Genomic DNA, 17489 nt, shown 5'->3' on the forward strand with positions numbered 1-17489 from the left:
CCTCCGGGATCCGGTAGGCAGCGGTGGCTTCCACGACCTTGCACTTCCTGGTCGTCCATAGCGCCTACCACCGCCGCATCCTCGATGCGGAGGCGTCCCGGCCCCGCGTTGCGTTGCGATAGGGGCACCTCAGACTGCGACTTCTGAAGAGTCGCACCGTCTCCTCGGCGATCTCTCGTGGTCGGAACCGGCCAGTAGGGTTGTGAAGATTCTGGTGCGAGTCATACGGCGCGCGGATGGGCGCGCCGCCGAGTGCGATGGGGTGCGAAGCGCGTTGACCGAGACCACGACGACGGTGCACGACGTTCTCAAGGCGATCCGTGAAGACTCCACCGTGAACAGAGATCGGGGGAGCCGTTTCGAGGAGCTCATGCTCCAGTACCTGGACACCGATCCGCAGTGGTCCGACCAGTTCAGCCGCACATGGCTGTGGACCCACTGGCCCGGCGCCGAGCACGACAAGCGGGACACCGGCATCGACCTGGTCGCGCAGGACCGGGAGACCGGCGGTTTCTGCGCCATCCAGTGCAAGTTCTACGAGCCGCACCACACCATCCGCAAAGAGGACATCGACTCTTTCTTCACGGCCTCGGGGAAGGGCGGTTTCACCCGCCGGATGATCATCTCTACCACCGACCAGTGGAGCGAGCACGCCGAGGCGGCCCTGGAGGACCAGCAGATCCCCGTCACCCGGATCGGGCTGGCCGACATCGCCGACAGCCCGGTGGAATGGCACCTGCCCGCCCCCGGTTCGCCGACGGGCATCAAAGCGTCCTTGCAGGCGAAGAAGACTCTGCGCCCGCACCAGCGGGACGCGATCGATGACGTCTTCGCCGGCTTCGCCGGGCACGAGCGCGGCCAGCTCATCATGGCCTGCGGCACCGGCAAGACCTTCACCAGCCTGAAGATCGCCGAGCGCCTCCACCGCGAGCGGGTCGAAGCCGGACAGGGCGAGCACACCACCGTCCTGTTCCTGGTCCCCTCCATCGCCCTGCTCTCCCAGACCCTGCGCGAATGGACGCAGGAGGCCGAAGTGCCGATGCGGCCCTTCGCCGTCTGCTCCGACACCAAGGTCGGCAAGCAGAAGGCCCAGGACGACGACAAGGACATGGCCACCCACGACCTGGCCCTGCCCGCCACCACCTCCCCCGACCGGCTGATCGAGCAGATGAACCGCGTCGAGACCGAGCCGGGGCTGACGGTGGTCTTCTCCACCTACCAGTCCATCACCACCGTCGCGGCGGCCCAGCAGCAGGGCCTGGCCCGCTTCGACCTGGTCCTGTGCGACGAGGCCCACCGGACCACCGGCGTCACCCTCTCCGGCGCCGACGAGTCCGCGTTCGTCCGCGTCCACGACGACGGCTTCATCGGCGCGGACCGCCGGCTGTACATGACCGCGACCCCGCGGGTGTACGAGGAGAAGGCCAAGCAGGATGCCAAGAACGCCGATGCGGTCCTGACCTCGATGGGCGATGAGTCCGTCTACGGCCCTGAGTTCCACCGTCTGGGCTTCGGCAAGGCCGTGGAGCGGGGCCTGCTCACCGACTACAGGGTCCTCGTCCTCACCGTGGACGAGGGCGCGGTCGCCAAGACACTGCAGAAAGGGCTCGCCAGCGGCGACTCCGAGCTGAACCTCGACGATGCCGCGAAGATCATCGGCTGCTGGAACGCGATGGCCAAGCACACCGGCACCTTCGCCGACGGAACCGGTTTCGGCCCGGAAGAGGCGCCGATGCAGAGGGCGGTGGCCTTCGCCCGCTCGATCGCCGACTCCAAGGCCATCACGGAGCGCTTCCAGGAGGTCGTCGACGCCTACGATGACGCCGACGAAAAAGCGCTGCGGTGCGAGATCCGCCATGTCGACGGCACCTTCAACACCCTCCGCCGCAACGAGCGCCTCGACTGGCTCAAGCAGGAGCCCGATTCGGGCAGCGCCCGCATCCTGTCCAACGCCCGCTGCCTGTCCGAAGGCGTCGACGTCCCCAGCCTGGACGCGGTGCTGTTCCTGCACCCCCGCAACTCCGTGGTGGACGTCGTCCAGTCCGTCGGCCGCGTCATGCGCACCGCCCCCGGCAAGAAGTACGGCTACATCATCCTGCCCGTCGCGGTCCCCGCAGGGATGCCGCCGGAGAAGGCGCTCGCGGACAACCAGCGCTTCAAGACCGTCTGGCAGGTGCTCCAGGCTCTGCGCGCCCACGACGACCGCTTCAACGCGTTCGTCAACCAGATCGAGCTGAACAAGAAGCAGCCCGACACCATCGGCATCGGGCACATCGGCCCCGGCGACGAGGTGATCGGCGACCAGGACGGCTCCAGCACCCCCGGCGACGCCAAGGAGAAGGAGGCCCAGAGCGCCCAGTACGTCCAGGACGCCCTGCTCTCCGTGGACGAGTGGCGGGAGGCCATCTACGCCCGCATCGTCGACAAGGTCGGCGAGCGCCACTACTGGGAGGACTGGGCCAAGGACATCGCCCGGATCGCCGACCGCCACGTCACCCGGATCAAGGCGGCCTTGAAGGACCCGGAGAAGCAGGCCGCCTTCCAGGAGTTCACCGCCGAGCTGCGCGCGAGCCTCAACCCCGGTGTCACGGACACGGACGCCATCGACATGCTCGCCCAGCACATCATCACCAAGCCGGTGTTCGACGCGCTGTTCAAGGACTACGCCTTCGCCGAGCACAACCCGGTGTCCAAGGCGATGCAGCGCATGCTCGACGTCCTAGGCGATCAGGGCCTGGACGCCGAGTCCAAGACCCTGAAGGGCTTCTACGACTCGGTGCGGGTGCGCGCGGAGGGGATCGACAACCACGAAGGCCGCCAGCGCGTCATCGTCGAGCTGTACGACAAGTTCTTCAAGACCGCTCTGCCCAAGACCGCCGACGCGCTCGGCATCGTCTACACCCCGATCGAGGTCGTCGACTTCATCCTGCGCGCCACCGAGCAGGCCCTGGGCAAGCACCTCGGCCGCTCGCTGAGCGACGAAGGCGTCCACATCATCGACCCGTTCACCGGGACCGGCACCTTCCCCGTGCGCCTGCTCCAGTCCGGCCTCATCAAGCCCGAGGACCTCGCCCGCAAGTACGCCCAGGAGCTGCACGCCAATGAGCTCGTGCTGCTCGCCTACTACATCGCGGCCGTCAACATCGAGGCCGCCTATGCCGACCTGGCGGGCGGGCATGACGCCTACACCCCCTTCGAGGGCATCGTGCTGACCGACACCTTCCAACTCGCCGAGGGCGGCGCGGCCAAGCTCGAGGGCATGGAGGTACTGGAGGGCAACAGCGAGCGGGCGAAGAGGCAGCGCAAGCAGCCGGTCATGGTCGTGGTCGGCAACCCGCCCTACTCGGTCGGGCAGGACAGCCAGAACGACGACAACCAGAACCTGAAGTACAAGACCCTGGACACCCGCATCCAGGAGACCTACGCCGCCCAGTCGACCGCGACCAACAAGAACTCGCTCTACGACTCCTATATTCGCGCCATTCGCTGGGCGTCCGACCGAATCAAGGACGAGGGAGTCGTCGCTTTCGTTTCAAACGGCGGTTACATCGACGGCAACACCGCCGACGGCCTGCGCAAATCCCTGGTCAGCGAGTTCGACGCGATCTACTGCTACAACCTGCGAGGCAACCAGCGCACCGCCGGCGAGCAGTCCCGGAAGGAAGGCGGCAAGATCTTCGGCTCGGGCAGCCGGAACACCGTCGCTGTCTTGATCCTCGTCAAGGGCGGCAAGGCCAAGGCCGCCGAGTCGGGATGCGATCTGTACTACCGCGACATCGGTGACTACCTCAGCCGTGAGGACAAGCTACGCATCATTGAGGGCCAGAACCTGGACAGTGTGGAGTGGGAGCTGATCGCCCCGAATGCGCATGGAGACTGGATCAATCAGCGGGACGAGCTCTTCTCCACGTTTCAAGCGATTGGAGAGAAGGAGAAGAGTTCAGCGTCAAAGGCCATCTTCGCGTTGCACTCCAGTGGTCTGAAGACCGGTCGTGACTCTTGGATCTATAATTTTTCGGGGCAGCGTCTAAGTGAGAATGTCGACTCAATGATCGACTTCTACAACCAGCAAATGGCCGACTACACGAGCCATGCAGAGAGGGTCGCAGAGACCACTATCTCTGTCGGCACTTTCATTGATCGTGACGCTACCAAGATCAGCTGGAACGAGAGCGACTTCAAGCGTATTTCAAATGGTGTTCGGTATAAATTTGACAAGCATTTGATTCAAAAATCTGCATATCGACCTTTCGGTGGGCAGTACGTCTATTTTGACACTCTGCTCACCCAAAGGGCCTACCAGCTACCTAACTTGTTCCCGACTCCGGAACATGAGAACTTCGGCTTCTATGTCACGGGCCTGGGTTCAGACAAGCCGTTTTCTCTGCATGTCGTCAACTCGATTCCAGATCTAGCCTACTGGGGGTCAAGTAATGGGCAGTTCTTTCCTCGTTATTCATATCGAAAGCTGGTTGTAGAGGGGGGGTTTGACTTTGGTGGGGGAGAAGCGTACGAGCGCATCGACAACATCACCGATGCCGCTCTCGCGAGCTACCGGGACACCTACAAGTCTTCCTCCATCACGAAGGATGACATCTTCTACTACACCTACGCTCTGCTCCACTCCCAGGACTACCGGGAGCGTTTCGCGGCCGATCTGAAGAAGTCCCTGCCTCGCATCCCCAAGGTGCAGAACTTCCAGGCCTTCGCCGATGCCGGGCGCGAGCTCGCCGACCTGCACATCAACTACGAGCAGGTCGAGCCGTACAAGGGCATCGTCGAGACGGTGAGCGGTGATGCCTCGCTGACTCCGCCGAGCGAGCTGTACCGGGTCACCAAGATGAAGATCCCCAAGGTGAAGGGGGAGGCCGACCGTTCGACGATCGTCTACAACCCCCGGGTCACCCTCACCAACATCCCGGAGGAGGCGTACCGCTACCAGCTCGGTGCCCGCTCCGCGATCGAGTGGATCATCGACCGCTACCAGGTCAAGGTCGACAAGGCTTCGGAGATCACCAACGACCCCAACGACTGGTCCGATGACCCGCGGTACATCATCGACCTGCTCAAGCGGATCGTCACGGTGAGCCTGGAGACGATGCGGATTGTGGACGGCCTGCCGGCACTGGCCATCATCGAGTAGCGGCCGCCGGCCTTCGCGGAAGCAAGGCGGAACTCCCCTGCTTTGCAGAGGAGTTCCGAAAAACTGGCGGTGCTTTACCCAACGCCGCCACGCAGCCGACGCCGCGTCGCACTGCTGCGGCATCGCCCCGGGGCAGGAGCGCAGCTCCTGCGCTCCTGCCCCGGGGCGGCATCAGCTCTATGCGAAAGATGGAAACGCCTCTTCGGCAGCGAGTTCTGTGGGGTGGCGCAGTGGACCTCCAGAGCGACACTCAGGGCCCCTGCCCCGAAGCTTTCCCTCAGCCTGCTGCTCGCCTGCCCCTGCCTCTATGCTTCCTCGGTCCCCTCACTGGAGTCAGTGGTCCGCCGGTAGTCGGGGTGGTCGCGGTCCAGCTGCATCGCGAGGTGCACCGGGGCGGGGAAGCTGGTGCGGCCGTCCCAGGAGATCGCGTGGTCGCACAGGCGGGCGGCCGCGACCGCGTAGCGGAGCGGGTCGTCCTCGGAGCGGATCACTGTGATCTCGGTGGCGGTGTGGGCGTACCAGGTCAGCTTGACCTCTTTGGGCCTGGCCGACCAGCGGGAGTACTTCTCGCCCACGCGGCTGCCGGCCTTGGAGCCAAGGAACTGCTTGGGGATGTTGGACAGAATCCAGGTGCGGTCGGCATCGTCCAGTCGGTAGAGGCCCTTGGTCGTCTTGATCAGGGTGGTGGTGTGCTCACCGTCCTTGACGGTGGTCTTGACCGCCGAGACCGGGCGGGGAAGGCCCGAGGAGCCGGAGGTCACCCGGACGATCGCCCGCGGCCGCTGCACCGGCGGCAGGCCGAGGCCGGGCAGGGCGATCCTGCCGCCGGTTTCTCCGGCCCCGTTCACGGGTTCGTCGAGGTTCCTGTTGGCCAGCAGCGGCCACAGTGAACGAGTGCTCTCCCCGGAGACGTAGAGGGCATACCCCGCGCCGCCAGTGGTGTGCTGGTGGAACTGGGCGAGGGCGGTCTCGACGGCGCGGGGGAAGGCGGCGTCCTGGCGCCGACCGGCGGGGATCGGGTGCGCTCGCAGTGAGGCGTTGGTCTGGGCGTAGTCCTTCCAGCCCCCGCCGCCGTCGCGTCCGGGGGGCTGGTAGGCGAGGGCGCGCCACCGGTCGTCCCCGAGGGGGATGAGCGCGGCGAGCGTCCAGCTCAGGCGGCGGTTGGCGGGCCCCTTGGCCGGGTCGTGCTGTTCGCGGACGTGCAGGCCCACGTGGGCGACGGGGTCGGTCATTCCGATGCGTCCGCGGGACAGGGCCGCTCCCAGGCGGTGGTGGATGAGGCCGGCCGAGCGCATCAGGTCGGCGATGGCCCTGTGCCCGGGATGGTCGTCCTTGACCTCTGCAGCGAGGCGTTCAGCGGGGGCGGCGCCGTCTTCGGCTTGGACGGGCTCGGCGGGGGTGCGCGTGGCGAGGAACTGCGAGGGGACGCCGAGTTCGGCGAGTCGCCGGTTCACCTCCGGTTTGGCGTCGGTGGTGTAGGGGTCGGCGACGCCGCTGCCCTTCTCCCGCGACCGCTTGTGCTGCTCGGCCCATTGCTCGGCGTCGTAGGCGGTCTCGCACAGGGCCAGCACCCGGGTGTCGGGGTCGGCCCTCAGCGCGGCGATCTCGCCGGCGAGGTGTCGGCGCTCCCGGTGGTCTCCGTGTTCGAGCAGGCGGAAAGCGCCTTGGAGTACGCCCTCGACGTGGGGGGCCAGAGGGAAGGGGGTTCCGTCCTCGATGGGCTCGGCGGCTTCGGGCCGGTGGAAGTGGTGGGCGAGCAGGCGCTGCATCCGCGCCCGGGTGTGCTGCCTCTGGTACAGGGCGACGATGCGCAGGCGCCGCTTGCCCGATGCCTCGATGATCGCGGGCAGGTCGGCGGAGGCCAGGAGGGCGGTGTCGCGGCCGGCGGAATCGAGTGTGCGCCGCGGTCCGAACTGGTGCCCGGGGACGCTCCGTGCCGTGATGGGTCCGGTGCCGAGGGCCTGGGAGCTCCAAACGCTCAGTGCCCGGACCGTCTCCATGCCGGCGCCGCGGCCGATCGGGGAGCGGACGGATTTGGGGATGATGGCCCGAAGGCGTCCTGGTGTACCGGAGAGGTCGCGGTCCTCGGGCAGGACGGCGGGTTCCAGGCGCAGCCTGGACCACACGGTGAGCGCGAGTTCGCTGGTGCGTTCGATCCGGGTGGCCCGGCCCCGGCCTTCGAGGGAGATGGGCAGCAGCGGTGCTGAGGGGTCGTGCTGGCTGAGCCAGGCGGTGCGGGAGGAGGCGAGCCAGCGGCTCAGCCGGGAGACCGCCGGGTCGATCAGCAGGACGGGGGTCTTCATCCCGGGCAGGGTCTGCATGGACAGGGCGATCCGCAGGCAGGCGTAGTGCTGCTCCTCGGGCTTCTTGGGCCAGTGTCCGCGCCAGAGCTGGTCTTCTTCCCAGACTGTGAGGTCGCCGTTGGTGTCGGCGCGCAGGGCAATGGACCTGTCGTCGACGTGCAGGGGCGATCCGGCCAGGCGCTGGGCGGCCTCCCAGGTCGCGGCGGTGTAGACCCACCCGGCGGCGTCGGGCTGGTTTCCGCGCAGGCCGATCTCGTCGAAGAGCCGCACGGGCCGGGGTTCGATGTCGGCGATGAGGTCGGCGAGTTCGCTGGTGTAGCCGAGGCGGATGTCCTCGGGAGGCACGCCCAGGAGGGCCTGTTCCCAGATGATGACGGCCTCGCGGAGGTCCTCGGGGTGCAGCGGCGCGCGGGCGACCAGTCGGCGGGGCGGCGCCTGTTTGGAGACAGGGTGGAAGTTGACGCTGGTGCGGCCCGCCGCGCGCAGCGCGGTGGCCAGGCCCGCGTAGGGGAGGTTGGCCCGTGAGCCGCTGCGGTCCCGGTAGCGGTCACGCAGATTTTGCCATGCCTCATCCGTGTCGTATCCGAATTCGTAGACGTGGGCGCTGCCCAGCAGGGCGTCGTCGAGGGGGAGGGCTAGGAGGCTCAGCACGTCGTTTCCAATGCTCCGGCCCATGAGCGTTCACCTTCCTTCCAGGGGGCGATGTCGGCGAACTCCAGCCAGGCCGACAGTGTGGAACCGTAGATGCGCCGCATGGCCTCGGCCTCCTCGGAGGAGAGGCTGGCGTGGTAGAAGCGCAGGATGGCCGGGAGGTCCGATCCGAGGCTGGGATCGTGGAACGCATGGTCGACCAGGTAGAGCTCGACCGGGGTGCCTCCGCGTCGGGCCCGCCCGGCGAGCTGGATGAGGTCGACCAGGATCCCCGCCAGGACCTCGGCCTTGAATCGGCGGGGAAGGCGGGTGAAGCGGGGGTCGCCGGCCAGCAGGCTGCGCAGCCGGGCGTGGGCCGCCCGGTGCTGCAGCTTCAGCGCGGCCGCAGGGTCGCCGCCGGGGGCGCCGACGCGCAGGGCCTGGGCGTTGACGCTGGCGAACATCTCGGCGGGGTCGTTGAGCCGGGCGACGGGGCGCACGCACACCCAGATCGAGGCGAGCGCGGATCGCTGGGTGCCGGGGACCAGGATGTTGAGGCCGCGGGAGACCAGGCTCAGCGGTGCGGCGCAGACCTTGACGTTGGGGTGGGTGCGGGGCAGGTCCTCGATCTCGTCGATGGTGATGCGGACGACGCCGGCGGGGAGCAGGGGCGCGCTGCGCCCGGCCCCGCTGTCCTTGGGCACGACCACCGCGATCCAGGCCGGGTCGCCCGCCCGCTCGGCGATGCCGGAGGCGAGCAGGGCCGCATGACGGTAGGAGTTGCCCACCAGCAGCGCAAGTTCCCGATCCGGGTCGGTGCGGGCCAGATCGAGCAGGTGGGAATCGAGCCGCTGCTCCCACAGCAGCTTCCCAAGGTGCTCCAGGGCCGGCTCCTTCTCCCCCTCGGAGAGTCCGCCGATGCGTACCGGGCGCAGATCCGCGCCATCGTCGGCGATGGCGTCGCCCCGCAGAGTGGTGAAGGCGCCCGGTGCCGCGTCGGTCATCGCGTAGGTGGTCGGGGCGTGGACGTGCTCGCGTGCCGCACCGGGGAAGAAGGCGGTGGCCGACAGGCCGAGCACGATCCGGCGGGTTCCGGCCGCGGCGAGGGCGACGGTGTCGCCGAGCCGGGCGGTGGTGGTGTGCGGGTCGCCCGAGATCACCTGGACCGACAGCCGCCCCTGCTGGGAGGGGCGGGGCGTCCTGTCGATCTTGAAGCCGAACAGCAGCTGGCCCAGCGGCCCGTAGGGGATCGCCGAATGCCGGACGAAGGTGCCCAGTCTCGTGGCGAGTTCGCCCGCACTGGGCAGCTGAGTGCTGGAGGAGCCGACCGCGAACGTCAGGCGCGTCAGCGCCTGGTGGAGGGAGCCGAGCCAGGACCTGACGAGCAGCGCGTTGACGACGTCGCGCCTCTTCTCGGCGGCCACCCGCCGCTTGAGGGTCTCGTTGAGGCGGTGCTTGATCTCCCGGAGTTCGTCCCTGCCCGTGTCGTTGCTGACGGCTGCGCGCAGCAGGCGGGCCGTCTCGGCCATCGGCATGCGGCCGGGTGGGTCCTCGCTCTCGGCGTCGGGGAACAGGGCGTTGAAGCGCTCATAGACCGCTTCATCGGGTTCTTCTCCGACTCCGATGCCGAAGAGCTCTTGCAGGAGGAACCCGTCGTTGGCCCCCGGGATGTGCCATCCGGAGCTCGGACGGTCCGGGTCGGGGTCGAGCCAGACCTCGTCCTCCAGAACGTAGTTGAGGAACTGCTCGGCCAGGAACCTGGTGCGCGAGAGCGCGGGGATGACCGCGCGGTCGGTCGAGGGGGGCAGGAGCCCGCGGTCGCCGTCCAGCCGGGTGAGCGGGTGGTCGCCCGCCTCTCCGCGTGCGGCGAGCACGAGCTGCTGGGCGTTGGTGTCGAACATGTTGCTCTGGAACAGGTCGATCTCGTCGATGAGCAGGACCTGGGAGCGCCGCATGACGAACTCGAGAACGCTCAGGCGGGCGTACACGGTCCCGTCCACGCTGACCGGTACGGGAACACCGCCGTGGATGAGGTTGTGGTGGTTGGTGACGATGATGTCCGCCCGGGCCGCCTCATGGAACTGGCGGTGGCGGGTGCAGGAGTGGATACGGGGGCACGCGGCACGACCCGGCGCGCTGCGGCCCTTGGCCTCGTCGGCGCCTTGCCCTGTGATGCCCCGCAGGCCGGTGCAGGGTTCCCGTCCCGGGAGCGGGGCCGGGCCGTCGGTGATGTAGGGGGCGAGTTCGCAACCGTAGGCCAGGCGGTCGAACCGCTCCCAATGGCCGCGCTCGGCCGCCTGCACGGCCTTCTCCCGCAGGCGGCCCGGTGAGACGAGGGCACAGGTCGTGATGTCCAGGGCGAGGTCGCCCTCACTCTGGTCGGCCTGCTCGGCAGGGCGCCGCGCTTCCTCGGTGTCACCGCGGATCTGCTCGGCGGTCTTGAGCGCCTCGTCGATCGTGCCGACGGCGATGGCGACCGTGATCCCCTTGCTCGCGAGGTAGAGGGCGAGGACCCGGGTCAGGACGCTCTTTCCGACGCCGGTGGGGGCGTTGAGCAGCCGCAGTGTGCCTGCGGCCAGATCGATTTCGGCGACCTTTTCATCGGATCGGTCTTTCAGGTTCTCCAGGAGCTTTTCCAGGACGCCCGGCTGCCAGGAACGCTGCTCGGACTTCCCGATCATCCGGCCGAGGAAGGCGCGGAGCTCGGAAGTGGAGACGGTGAAGGTGCCCATGGGGGAGGCAGTGGCGAGCGGGATCGGCTCGACCGGGCTGTCGGCCCACTGCTCCGGGATCTCCACCACTGACCGTTCCCGGCCGCCGAACTCCCATGTGCCGGGAGCAGCGGCGGGAAAAGGGCGCCGCGCTGATGCGTGCTCCTCTTCGGCCTCCTCGATCAGGAGTTCCGCGAGGTCCAGGGGATCTTGGCCGTGGACGGCGAGGAGCACCGCTGCTCCCTCGCGGGTTTCCCCGGTGGCCTGGAAGGGGCTCTCCGGGGCGCAGGCCATTTCGGCCGCCGCCTCCCGGAAGCGTTTCGCCGCCGCCAGGTCGTTGTGGCGGATCCGCAGGAAGCGGCCGACGAGGCAGGTCAGGCGCTCCGGCTGTTCGGGCCAGGTGTCCCACAGGTCCATACGGCCGGCCGCGAACACGTGCGCCTGGCCGAGGGGGACCTCGACGGCGCCGTCCGCGGAGCGGCGGGCGAACATCGCCTGGCTGAACGCGCAGGCGATCTGCATGGTCAGGGATTGCAGGCCGGCTCCTGTGCTCCCGTTCACCGCTTCTCCGCCTCCTTGGTGATCTCACGCTCCAGCCCGGTGGCCGTGAGCACCCGGTATCCGTGGCCGGAGACCATGTGGTGCAGCACTTCCCGTTCGTTTCGCTGGTGGTCGGGGATAACGATGATCAGACCGGTGTAGGTCTCCTCTTCCTCTTCCGGCCGTAGCGACTCCCCCAGTGCGACGACCGAAGCCCAGGCCTTGGCGTCGACTCGCCAGGTCCGCTGCCCCAGCTCGATCCTGAGGTCGTACCGGTCCTTGTGCGGCCACATCTGGACGGAGGCGCCCTGGGCGTGGGCGTAGTCGCGCAGTCGGCATTCCAGCAGCCCGGGAAGGGTGACATAGCGCCATACCGCGGGCGTCACAGCGAGGTACTCCGTGGTCGCGGGCAGGGGGGTGACCTCTTCCGCGCCCGGGCCCGCGGGGACGGCTTCGGGGTGTCCGTCGCTCGCCGTGTCGCAGGTGTAGGAGGCCCCTTCCCTCCTGTGGGCTCTGCATCTGATGTCGACCACGGGCCCGGTGCCGAGGACGGCCATCGGCCACCGGCATACGGGGCAGGGGAACCAGTGCCCGCGGACCTGGCACCAGGTCCAGTCCACGATCGGGGTGTACACGTCGAAGCGGGTCCACAGGTGGTCCCAGGCCCGGCGCAACCTGCGAAGCTCTCCGGAGGGAAGGTCGACCAGGTGCTCGCGGGCTTGGGTGTAGTCCTGTTCCGGTAGTCGGCGCAGCTGCTGGTAGAGGCGCTGCTCTTCCTGCTCGGCGCGGATGCGCTGGAGAGACCAGTGGCTGCTGAGAGCCGCTGTGGGAATCCAGTACTCGTCCAGCAGCGCGTCCACGTCGTCTTCCAACCGGTCGTGCTCATCGAGGAGCCGCAGGTCTCCGACCCCTGCGGAAGCAGCGATGTCGGCTGGAAGAAGCCGAGCGAGCGGCCCTTGGAGGCCGGCGCGGAAGCGTTCCATGGACAGCGCCGACCCGCTGTCATGGACGGCGTTGAGCTGGCCGAGGCAGCTCATGAGGATGTCCGCCTTCCGGATCCCTGGGAGTTCTCGGTCTGCAACCGCAGCCGCGGCGGCGAAACAGGCGATCAGTGCGAAATTCCGCCGCCGAGTATCGGTCTTCGCGTTCTGCTGCACCACGGAAGGGAGGATAGGGGAAGTAGGGGACACTTTTGAAATCGCCAAGATTTATCCGATTCGCCCTGCAGGTCGGATATTGGCCTAATGGTTCCGAAATGCGGTGGAATGAACTTGATCGTTTCTCTTGTTTTCCTGCCCCGGAGCCTTGCCTCAGAGCAGGAGGAAGGGAGACGGCCACCAGTTCCGCTACCCTGGCGAGTACTTCTGCCGTAGACCCCGCGCCTACCTGCGAGGGACGAGAGCGGCGGCCGCTTTCGCCGAGTCGTGGAACAGCCTGGGCAGGACGCAGGTGTAGACGTCCCGGGTCGTGGAGCTCCTGGAATGCCCCAGCGTCTCCTGGATGATCTTGATGTCCACACCTGCCGCCAGCATCAGGGTCGCCGCACCGTGGCGCAGGTCGTGCACGCGGACCGGGGGGAGGCCGGCCTGGGCGGTGAGAGCCCGGAAGCGGTCCAGCACCCATCCGGGGTGCAACGGGGCGCCCAGCTTCGTAGTGAAGACCAGCCCGTTCTCCTGCCAGGCCTCTCCGGCCTCGGCCTTCCAGTCGGCCTGTTGGGCGCGGTGCCGGCGCAGCGCCTCCACCGTCACCTCGTCCAGGGCCAGGGTCCGTTGGCTGTAGACGGTCTTGAGGTCGGCCCACACCCGCTTGCCGTCCACCAGCAGCAACTGGCGCCGGATCTGCGCGGTGCGCTGATCCAGGTCGATGTCCGACCAGCTTAGCCCGCACGCCTCTCCTCGGCGCGGCCCCCGGTAGGCGAGCAGCTGGAACAGGGCCTCCATGGGGTCGCCGACGATATGGTCCAGAAACGCCCCGGTCTGCTCAGGCGTCCAGACCATGACCGGGCCGGGCTGCTCACCGGTCGCCTGCCACTGGTGTACCTGGTGACCGGTCCACAGCAGGGGGCGCGGGTTCTGCGCGTCGGGCACCTCGATGCGCGAGGCCGGGTTGACGGTGATGAACCGCTCAGCGATGGCCGCGTTGAGGGCAGTACGCAGGGCGTTGACGACGAGCTGCTTGGTCCTGGGTGCGGCCGTGCGCCGGTAGCGGAAGCGGGCGCACAGCTCGGGGTCCCTGGTCGTGCGCGCCAGGGCGATGAGCTCGTTCTCTTCGTCGATGAGCTCGAGCAGGTCCTTGATCTGGTCAGAGCGGATCCGGTCGATGGGGTGGTGGCCCAGATGGGGCTTCAGATAGATCCGTGAATGGGTCCTGTAGCCCCGCTGGGTGCTGAGTGTCCGGTCCTCCTTGGAACGGATCCAGTAGTCCAGCCACTCCGCCACCGTCGGCATGGGGGCGAGAGGCCGGCGGTTCCGGTAGCGGTCTCGGACCACGCCGAGCGGGGGGAGCGCGGTCCTGTTCTTCAGGGCCCGCATGACGATCTTGACGGCCTCTTTGCGTCCGCCCTCATCGTCTCGGTCGGGGACGTCGAAGAGCCTTTCGATCCTGGAGCCGACCTGGTGGGCCTGCGTCCGGCTTCGGTATCCGCCCCGCCTCAGGTACCTGTAGGGGCCTGAGGAAAAGCGCGGCAGCGGAACCGAGAAGTACCAGGAGCCGTGCCCCTCGCGAGGCAGTTCGGGGCATGCCGAGCCGAGCCGGCGCTTCCTCGGTTTTCCGCACCTGTCCTTGATCGGGGCGCCGTCGCTTCCGAGGGCCGTCTTCCTGCAGGAGCACCGCTTGTAGGTCTGAACCGTCACCGCATCCCCCTCGCTCGCGGCAAAGTGCACATCTACCGAAAGTCGAATACCCGCGCCGTATTCATGGCCAACCTGCAAAGAATGATTCGTGCTGCTCGCCCGACTCCGCGTCGGCGGTTCCACCCCTCGATGCTTGAGCGAGCCCGGAGGGCTCCGACCCTGCTGACGGACTCCCGGTACCGTCCCGGTACGCATGGCCGGGGCCGCTCGGGCCGCTTGCAGGGCTGTGCAAGAGAGGTGGAAATCGCAGGTCAGTCGTAGGGGTGGCATCTCCGGCGGCTGTGCCGACCTGTCCATGAGGACATGGAGGCGGCCGTTGCGCCCACCCTTCGCGGGACTGAGCCCATGCTGACTCGCGACTCCAGAAGGCGCGTCTCCGACATTCGAAAAAGCTTGCCTGCCTCCCGTGAACGGCTTTCATCGGGCGCCTCGAGTCAGGGTTTCACTGCATCCGAATCAGAAAAAATGGTTTCGGAAAAATAGTTGATCAGAGATGCGCTTCCGGTGATGCTTCGCGTGCGAGAGATCTTGTTTCCATAAGTCACTAAAAGAGGTGCGGCCGGTAGCGCGATGACCGCCGCGCTCCTTCCTGCATCGCGAGCTCACGAGCCACCAGGTCCTGCAGCTCGCTCGTCGCGACGTAGGACTCCACCCCTGTGGCGGCCCGGTAGCGCGGGTTCGTGAGCGCCCCTGATCGCAGCAGGGCCAGGCCGATGCGCCGACCGCCCGTCGGACCAGGCTCGCGCAGGGAGTCGATCCACTCGATGGTCTTCCTGCCGAGCAGTATGTGGTCGGGGAAGGCCCGCCGTGATCGTTCAGGACCAGAGGTCGGGCGACAGCAATCCGGTCGACTCGATCGGTGGTAGTCCGTCATCCAGCTCGCGCAACCGTTGGTAGAGCCGGCGCATGTCCGCTCTGCTCTCGACGTATTGCTTCTGTGCCGCCCGCTCCAAGATGGTCAGCGTGCCGACCAGGGTGATCGCCCCTACCAGACGACCACTGCGGCGGAGACGTTCAAGGCGTCTGATCTCCGAGGTCGCGGTCCGCGCTCCTTGCCCGTCGTCGATGAGCACGGTGACCGCCTTGCCTGTTTCGGCGGCGACGACCGCGTGCGCGATGACCATGATCTCGCCCAGGTCTTTGGGGCGCTTCAGCCGTTCGGCCATGGGTTGCAGGGTGATGCGCTGGACGACGGCCGCGAGTTCGGGGGTCTGGTCATCGGACAGGATCTGCATCCAGTTCGGGGCCAACTTCCGCCAGAGGCGCTCGGCGGCTCGGAAGCGCTCATCCCGCCGGGACTTGTTGAACACCTCGCTCTGCACGGTCTCCGGAGCACTCAGCTTGCCCAGGACGCGGATGAGGAGGCGCTCCTGGTTGATCGAGAGGAAGTTCAGGCCGGGACCGGCGTCGATGATCGGCCGGTGGCTCATCCGTTCCCGCTCGCCGTCACGTCGGAGGGGCCAGTGTCGTGGTCGGGCTCACCGAGGGCCTCGTCCAAGGCCGTGAGGTCCACGTCCGCGTCCGGCAAATCGGAGGGTTCGGCCCACGCCACCGGGTGTTCGGCCGGCACCACGCCGGCCTCCCGCAGCTCCGCTTCCGCCTCCTGCCGGGGGATGCCCCGAAGGGTGGCGATGGCCTGCACGGACAGTACGCCCTCGGCGTAGGCGCTGATCGCTCGCGCGAGCAGCCGTTGCGGCGCTCTGCGCCGAGCGGATTCGTCCTGCAGGGCGCGGTACTGGTCACTCCAGCCGAACCGCGTGGCCAACCGCGGCGTGGTGAGCGTCAGCCACTCCTGTTTGGCGGCGTCATCGATGTAGCCCGCCTGGCACAGTGCGATCGCGGCGATCTTGGGCGAGACCAGGAACCGCTGGACGACCTCGGAGAGCTCGGCTTGGGGCAGCGGTCCCCGTTCTCCGAGGAACTCCCGCAGGCCCCCGATCGGGACGAGCAGGTGCCGGGCGAACGCGTCGGCTCGGATCTCTTCGGCGGAACGGTGGCTCCAAGCGCCTGCTGAACCGTCCTCGGCGTCAGCGAAAAGGACATGGCCGAGTTCATGGGCCAGTGTGCTGCGCTGCCGCATCGGATGGCGGGTGCACGCGACGCCGATGAACACGGCGTCGCGCTGGGGGTCCCGCATCATCATGCCGTGCTGGTCCTGGTCCGCTTCGAGTACGGCCACGTCGATGCCTGTGGCCTGCTCGATGATCGCCACGAGGTCGCCCAGTGGCTGCACGCCCAGGCTCTGTTCTTCGCGGAACCGTTCGGCGGCGGCGCGGCCTTCGGCTTCAGTGCTCACAGTTCTCCGGCCCCGTTTCAGACCGTGGCGGGAATGGCCTGGTCATCCAGGTAAGCGTTCAGTTCCAGGAAGTCCAGCAGCGTCCGGCGCATGCCCTCCATGCCCGAGCCATTGGTCGCCCGAGCCGCGCACTCCACGCGCTCGGAGACGGCCCCGATCCCGGTGAGCTGGGAGACCGTATGCCCGGTCTCCCAGGCGATCACCACGAGCTCCGGCACCTTCGCCACCCGATCCCCGGAGATGATCCGCGACAGGGTGGACTGAGAGATCCCCGTGGCGTCAGCGAGGGCGCGCTGGCTCAGGCCCGCTGCGACACGGGCGCGCTCGATGCGCACGCCGACATCCGACGCTGCCATCGTCATCACCCCATCACCAGCTTGAATCAATGTCCGTCAACTTGATTCAAGTATAGCCGCACGCTTCGTGCGACACCACAGTCTGAACAGTCGGATACACCTCGCCAGAGGACAGAGTAGACGGAGAAGGTACAGCCTGGACGAGAGGCGAAAATACCGATGAGAGCCTCTCATCACGCCGCCTCTATATCCTTCTGCTCTTCATTCAAGCCGACGATGAGCAGACCGCCCCTGGTGTCGGTGAAGGCGGGCAACGTCTCGTACGAGGTCTTCGGAAGCTTCCCCTGGGCCCGTCGACGAGACGGCCCCATAGCGCCGAAAGTCCTCCACCAGGGACGGGACGCCGTCATCGTCATCGTGCACGCCTCGATCCCACTCAGCCCTGCCACAGGTTGCCCAAGAGCAGCCTGCGGTCTGGGGCGCATGGCGATCGGCGGCACACGCACGTCTGACGGCAGGCCGGGAACGTGTTCGTCCGAGGCAGTCAAAACCGATCCGATCATCCCCTGATCGGACCAGGTACGGTCGCGGCCGCAGACCGGTAATATTTCTGGTTTCCCTGTCCTGAAGCGAGTAAGGCTGGCTGGGTCCCCTAAGGCGCGTTATGTGGGTTTGTTGGCCGGTCTGAGCAGGACCAACCGGATCGTGTGCGCGCACA

The 17489-nt window shown here is 67.5% G+C and carries 8 protein-coding genes; 1 reads left to right on the forward strand and 7 read right to left on the reverse strand.

The genetic code is table 11. From position 1 onward, the window contains the following. Positions 1-274: 274 nt before the first annotated feature. Positions 275-5143 (forward strand): DEAD/DEAH box helicase, encoded by a 4869-nt coding sequence (locus D459_RS0128035; RefSeq protein ID WP_040711444.1) that lies wholly within the window; start codon positions 275-277, stop codon positions 5141-5143. Between the two features lie 305 nt (positions 5144-5448). Here the strand turns inward: D459_RS0128035 and D459_RS33120 are convergent, their stop codons facing one another. The 7 genes from D459_RS33120 to D459_RS0128070 all read right to left on the reverse strand — a co-directional run bounded on the left by D459_RS33120 (position 5449) and on the right by D459_RS0128070 (position 16837). Continuing rightward, the gene (locus tag D459_RS33120) at positions 5449-8121 is read right to left on the reverse strand and encodes an RNaseH domain-containing protein (protein ID WP_081620733.1); all 2673 of its coding nucleotides are present in this window, start codon (positions 8119-8121) and stop codon (positions 5449-5451) included. Next, a complete protein-coding gene (locus D459_RS0128045) occupies positions 8091-11348 on the reverse strand; it encodes a hypothetical protein (protein WP_206540809.1) in 3258 nt (1085 codons plus the stop codon). The genes D459_RS33120 and D459_RS0128045 overlap by 31 nt, the downstream gene beginning before the upstream one ends. Further along, a complete protein-coding gene (locus D459_RS0128050; RefSeq protein WP_206540810.1) occupies positions 11345-12487 on the reverse strand; it encodes a restriction endonuclease-related protein in 1143 nt (380 codons plus the stop codon). The genes D459_RS0128045 and D459_RS0128050 overlap by 4 nt, the downstream gene beginning before the upstream one ends. Positions 12488-12709: 222 nt before the next feature. Next, on the reverse strand, positions 12710-14179 hold the full coding sequence (locus D459_RS0128055; protein WP_161634182.1) for a tyrosine-type recombinase/integrase: 1470 nt from the start codon (positions 14177-14179) through the stop codon (positions 12710-12712). A gap of 815 nt (positions 14180-14994) precedes the next feature. Next, entirely contained in the window at positions 14995-15609 is a 615-nt protein-coding gene (locus tag D459_RS0128060; RefSeq protein ID WP_017596316.1) for a PIN domain-containing protein, read from the reverse strand. After that, positions 15606-16475 (reverse strand): ImmA/IrrE family metallo-endopeptidase, encoded by an 870-nt coding sequence (locus tag D459_RS0128065; RefSeq protein WP_017596317.1) that lies wholly within the window; start codon positions 16473-16475, stop codon positions 15606-15608. The genes D459_RS0128060 and D459_RS0128065 overlap by 4 nt, the downstream gene beginning before the upstream one ends. Before the next feature lie 17 nt (positions 16476-16492). Beyond that, positions 16493-16837, reverse strand: coding sequence for a helix-turn-helix domain-containing protein (locus D459_RS0128070; RefSeq protein ID WP_017596318.1), 345 nt, complete (start codon positions 16835-16837; stop codon positions 16493-16495). Positions 16838-17489 lie beyond the last annotated feature (652 nt).

It is taken from the genome of Nocardiopsis potens DSM 45234 (assembly GCF_000341105.1).
GTDB lineage: Bacteria > Actinomycetota > Actinomycetes > Streptosporangiales > Streptosporangiaceae > Nocardiopsis_A > Nocardiopsis_A potens.

Excerpts from the sequence above, each read along its gene's own strand:
- D459_RS33120 (WP_081620733.1), bottom strand. The coding sequence starts at position 8,121 with ATGGGCCGGAGCATTGGAAACGACGTGCTGAGCCTCCTAGCCCTCCCC.
- D459_RS0128060 (WP_017596316.1), bottom strand. The coding sequence starts at position 15,609 with ATGAGCCACCGGCCGATCATCGACGCCGGTCCCGGCCTGAACTTCCTC.
- D459_RS0128070 (WP_017596318.1), bottom strand. The coding sequence starts at position 16,837 with ATGACGATGGCAGCGTCGGATGTCGGCGTGCGCATCGAGCGCGCCCGT.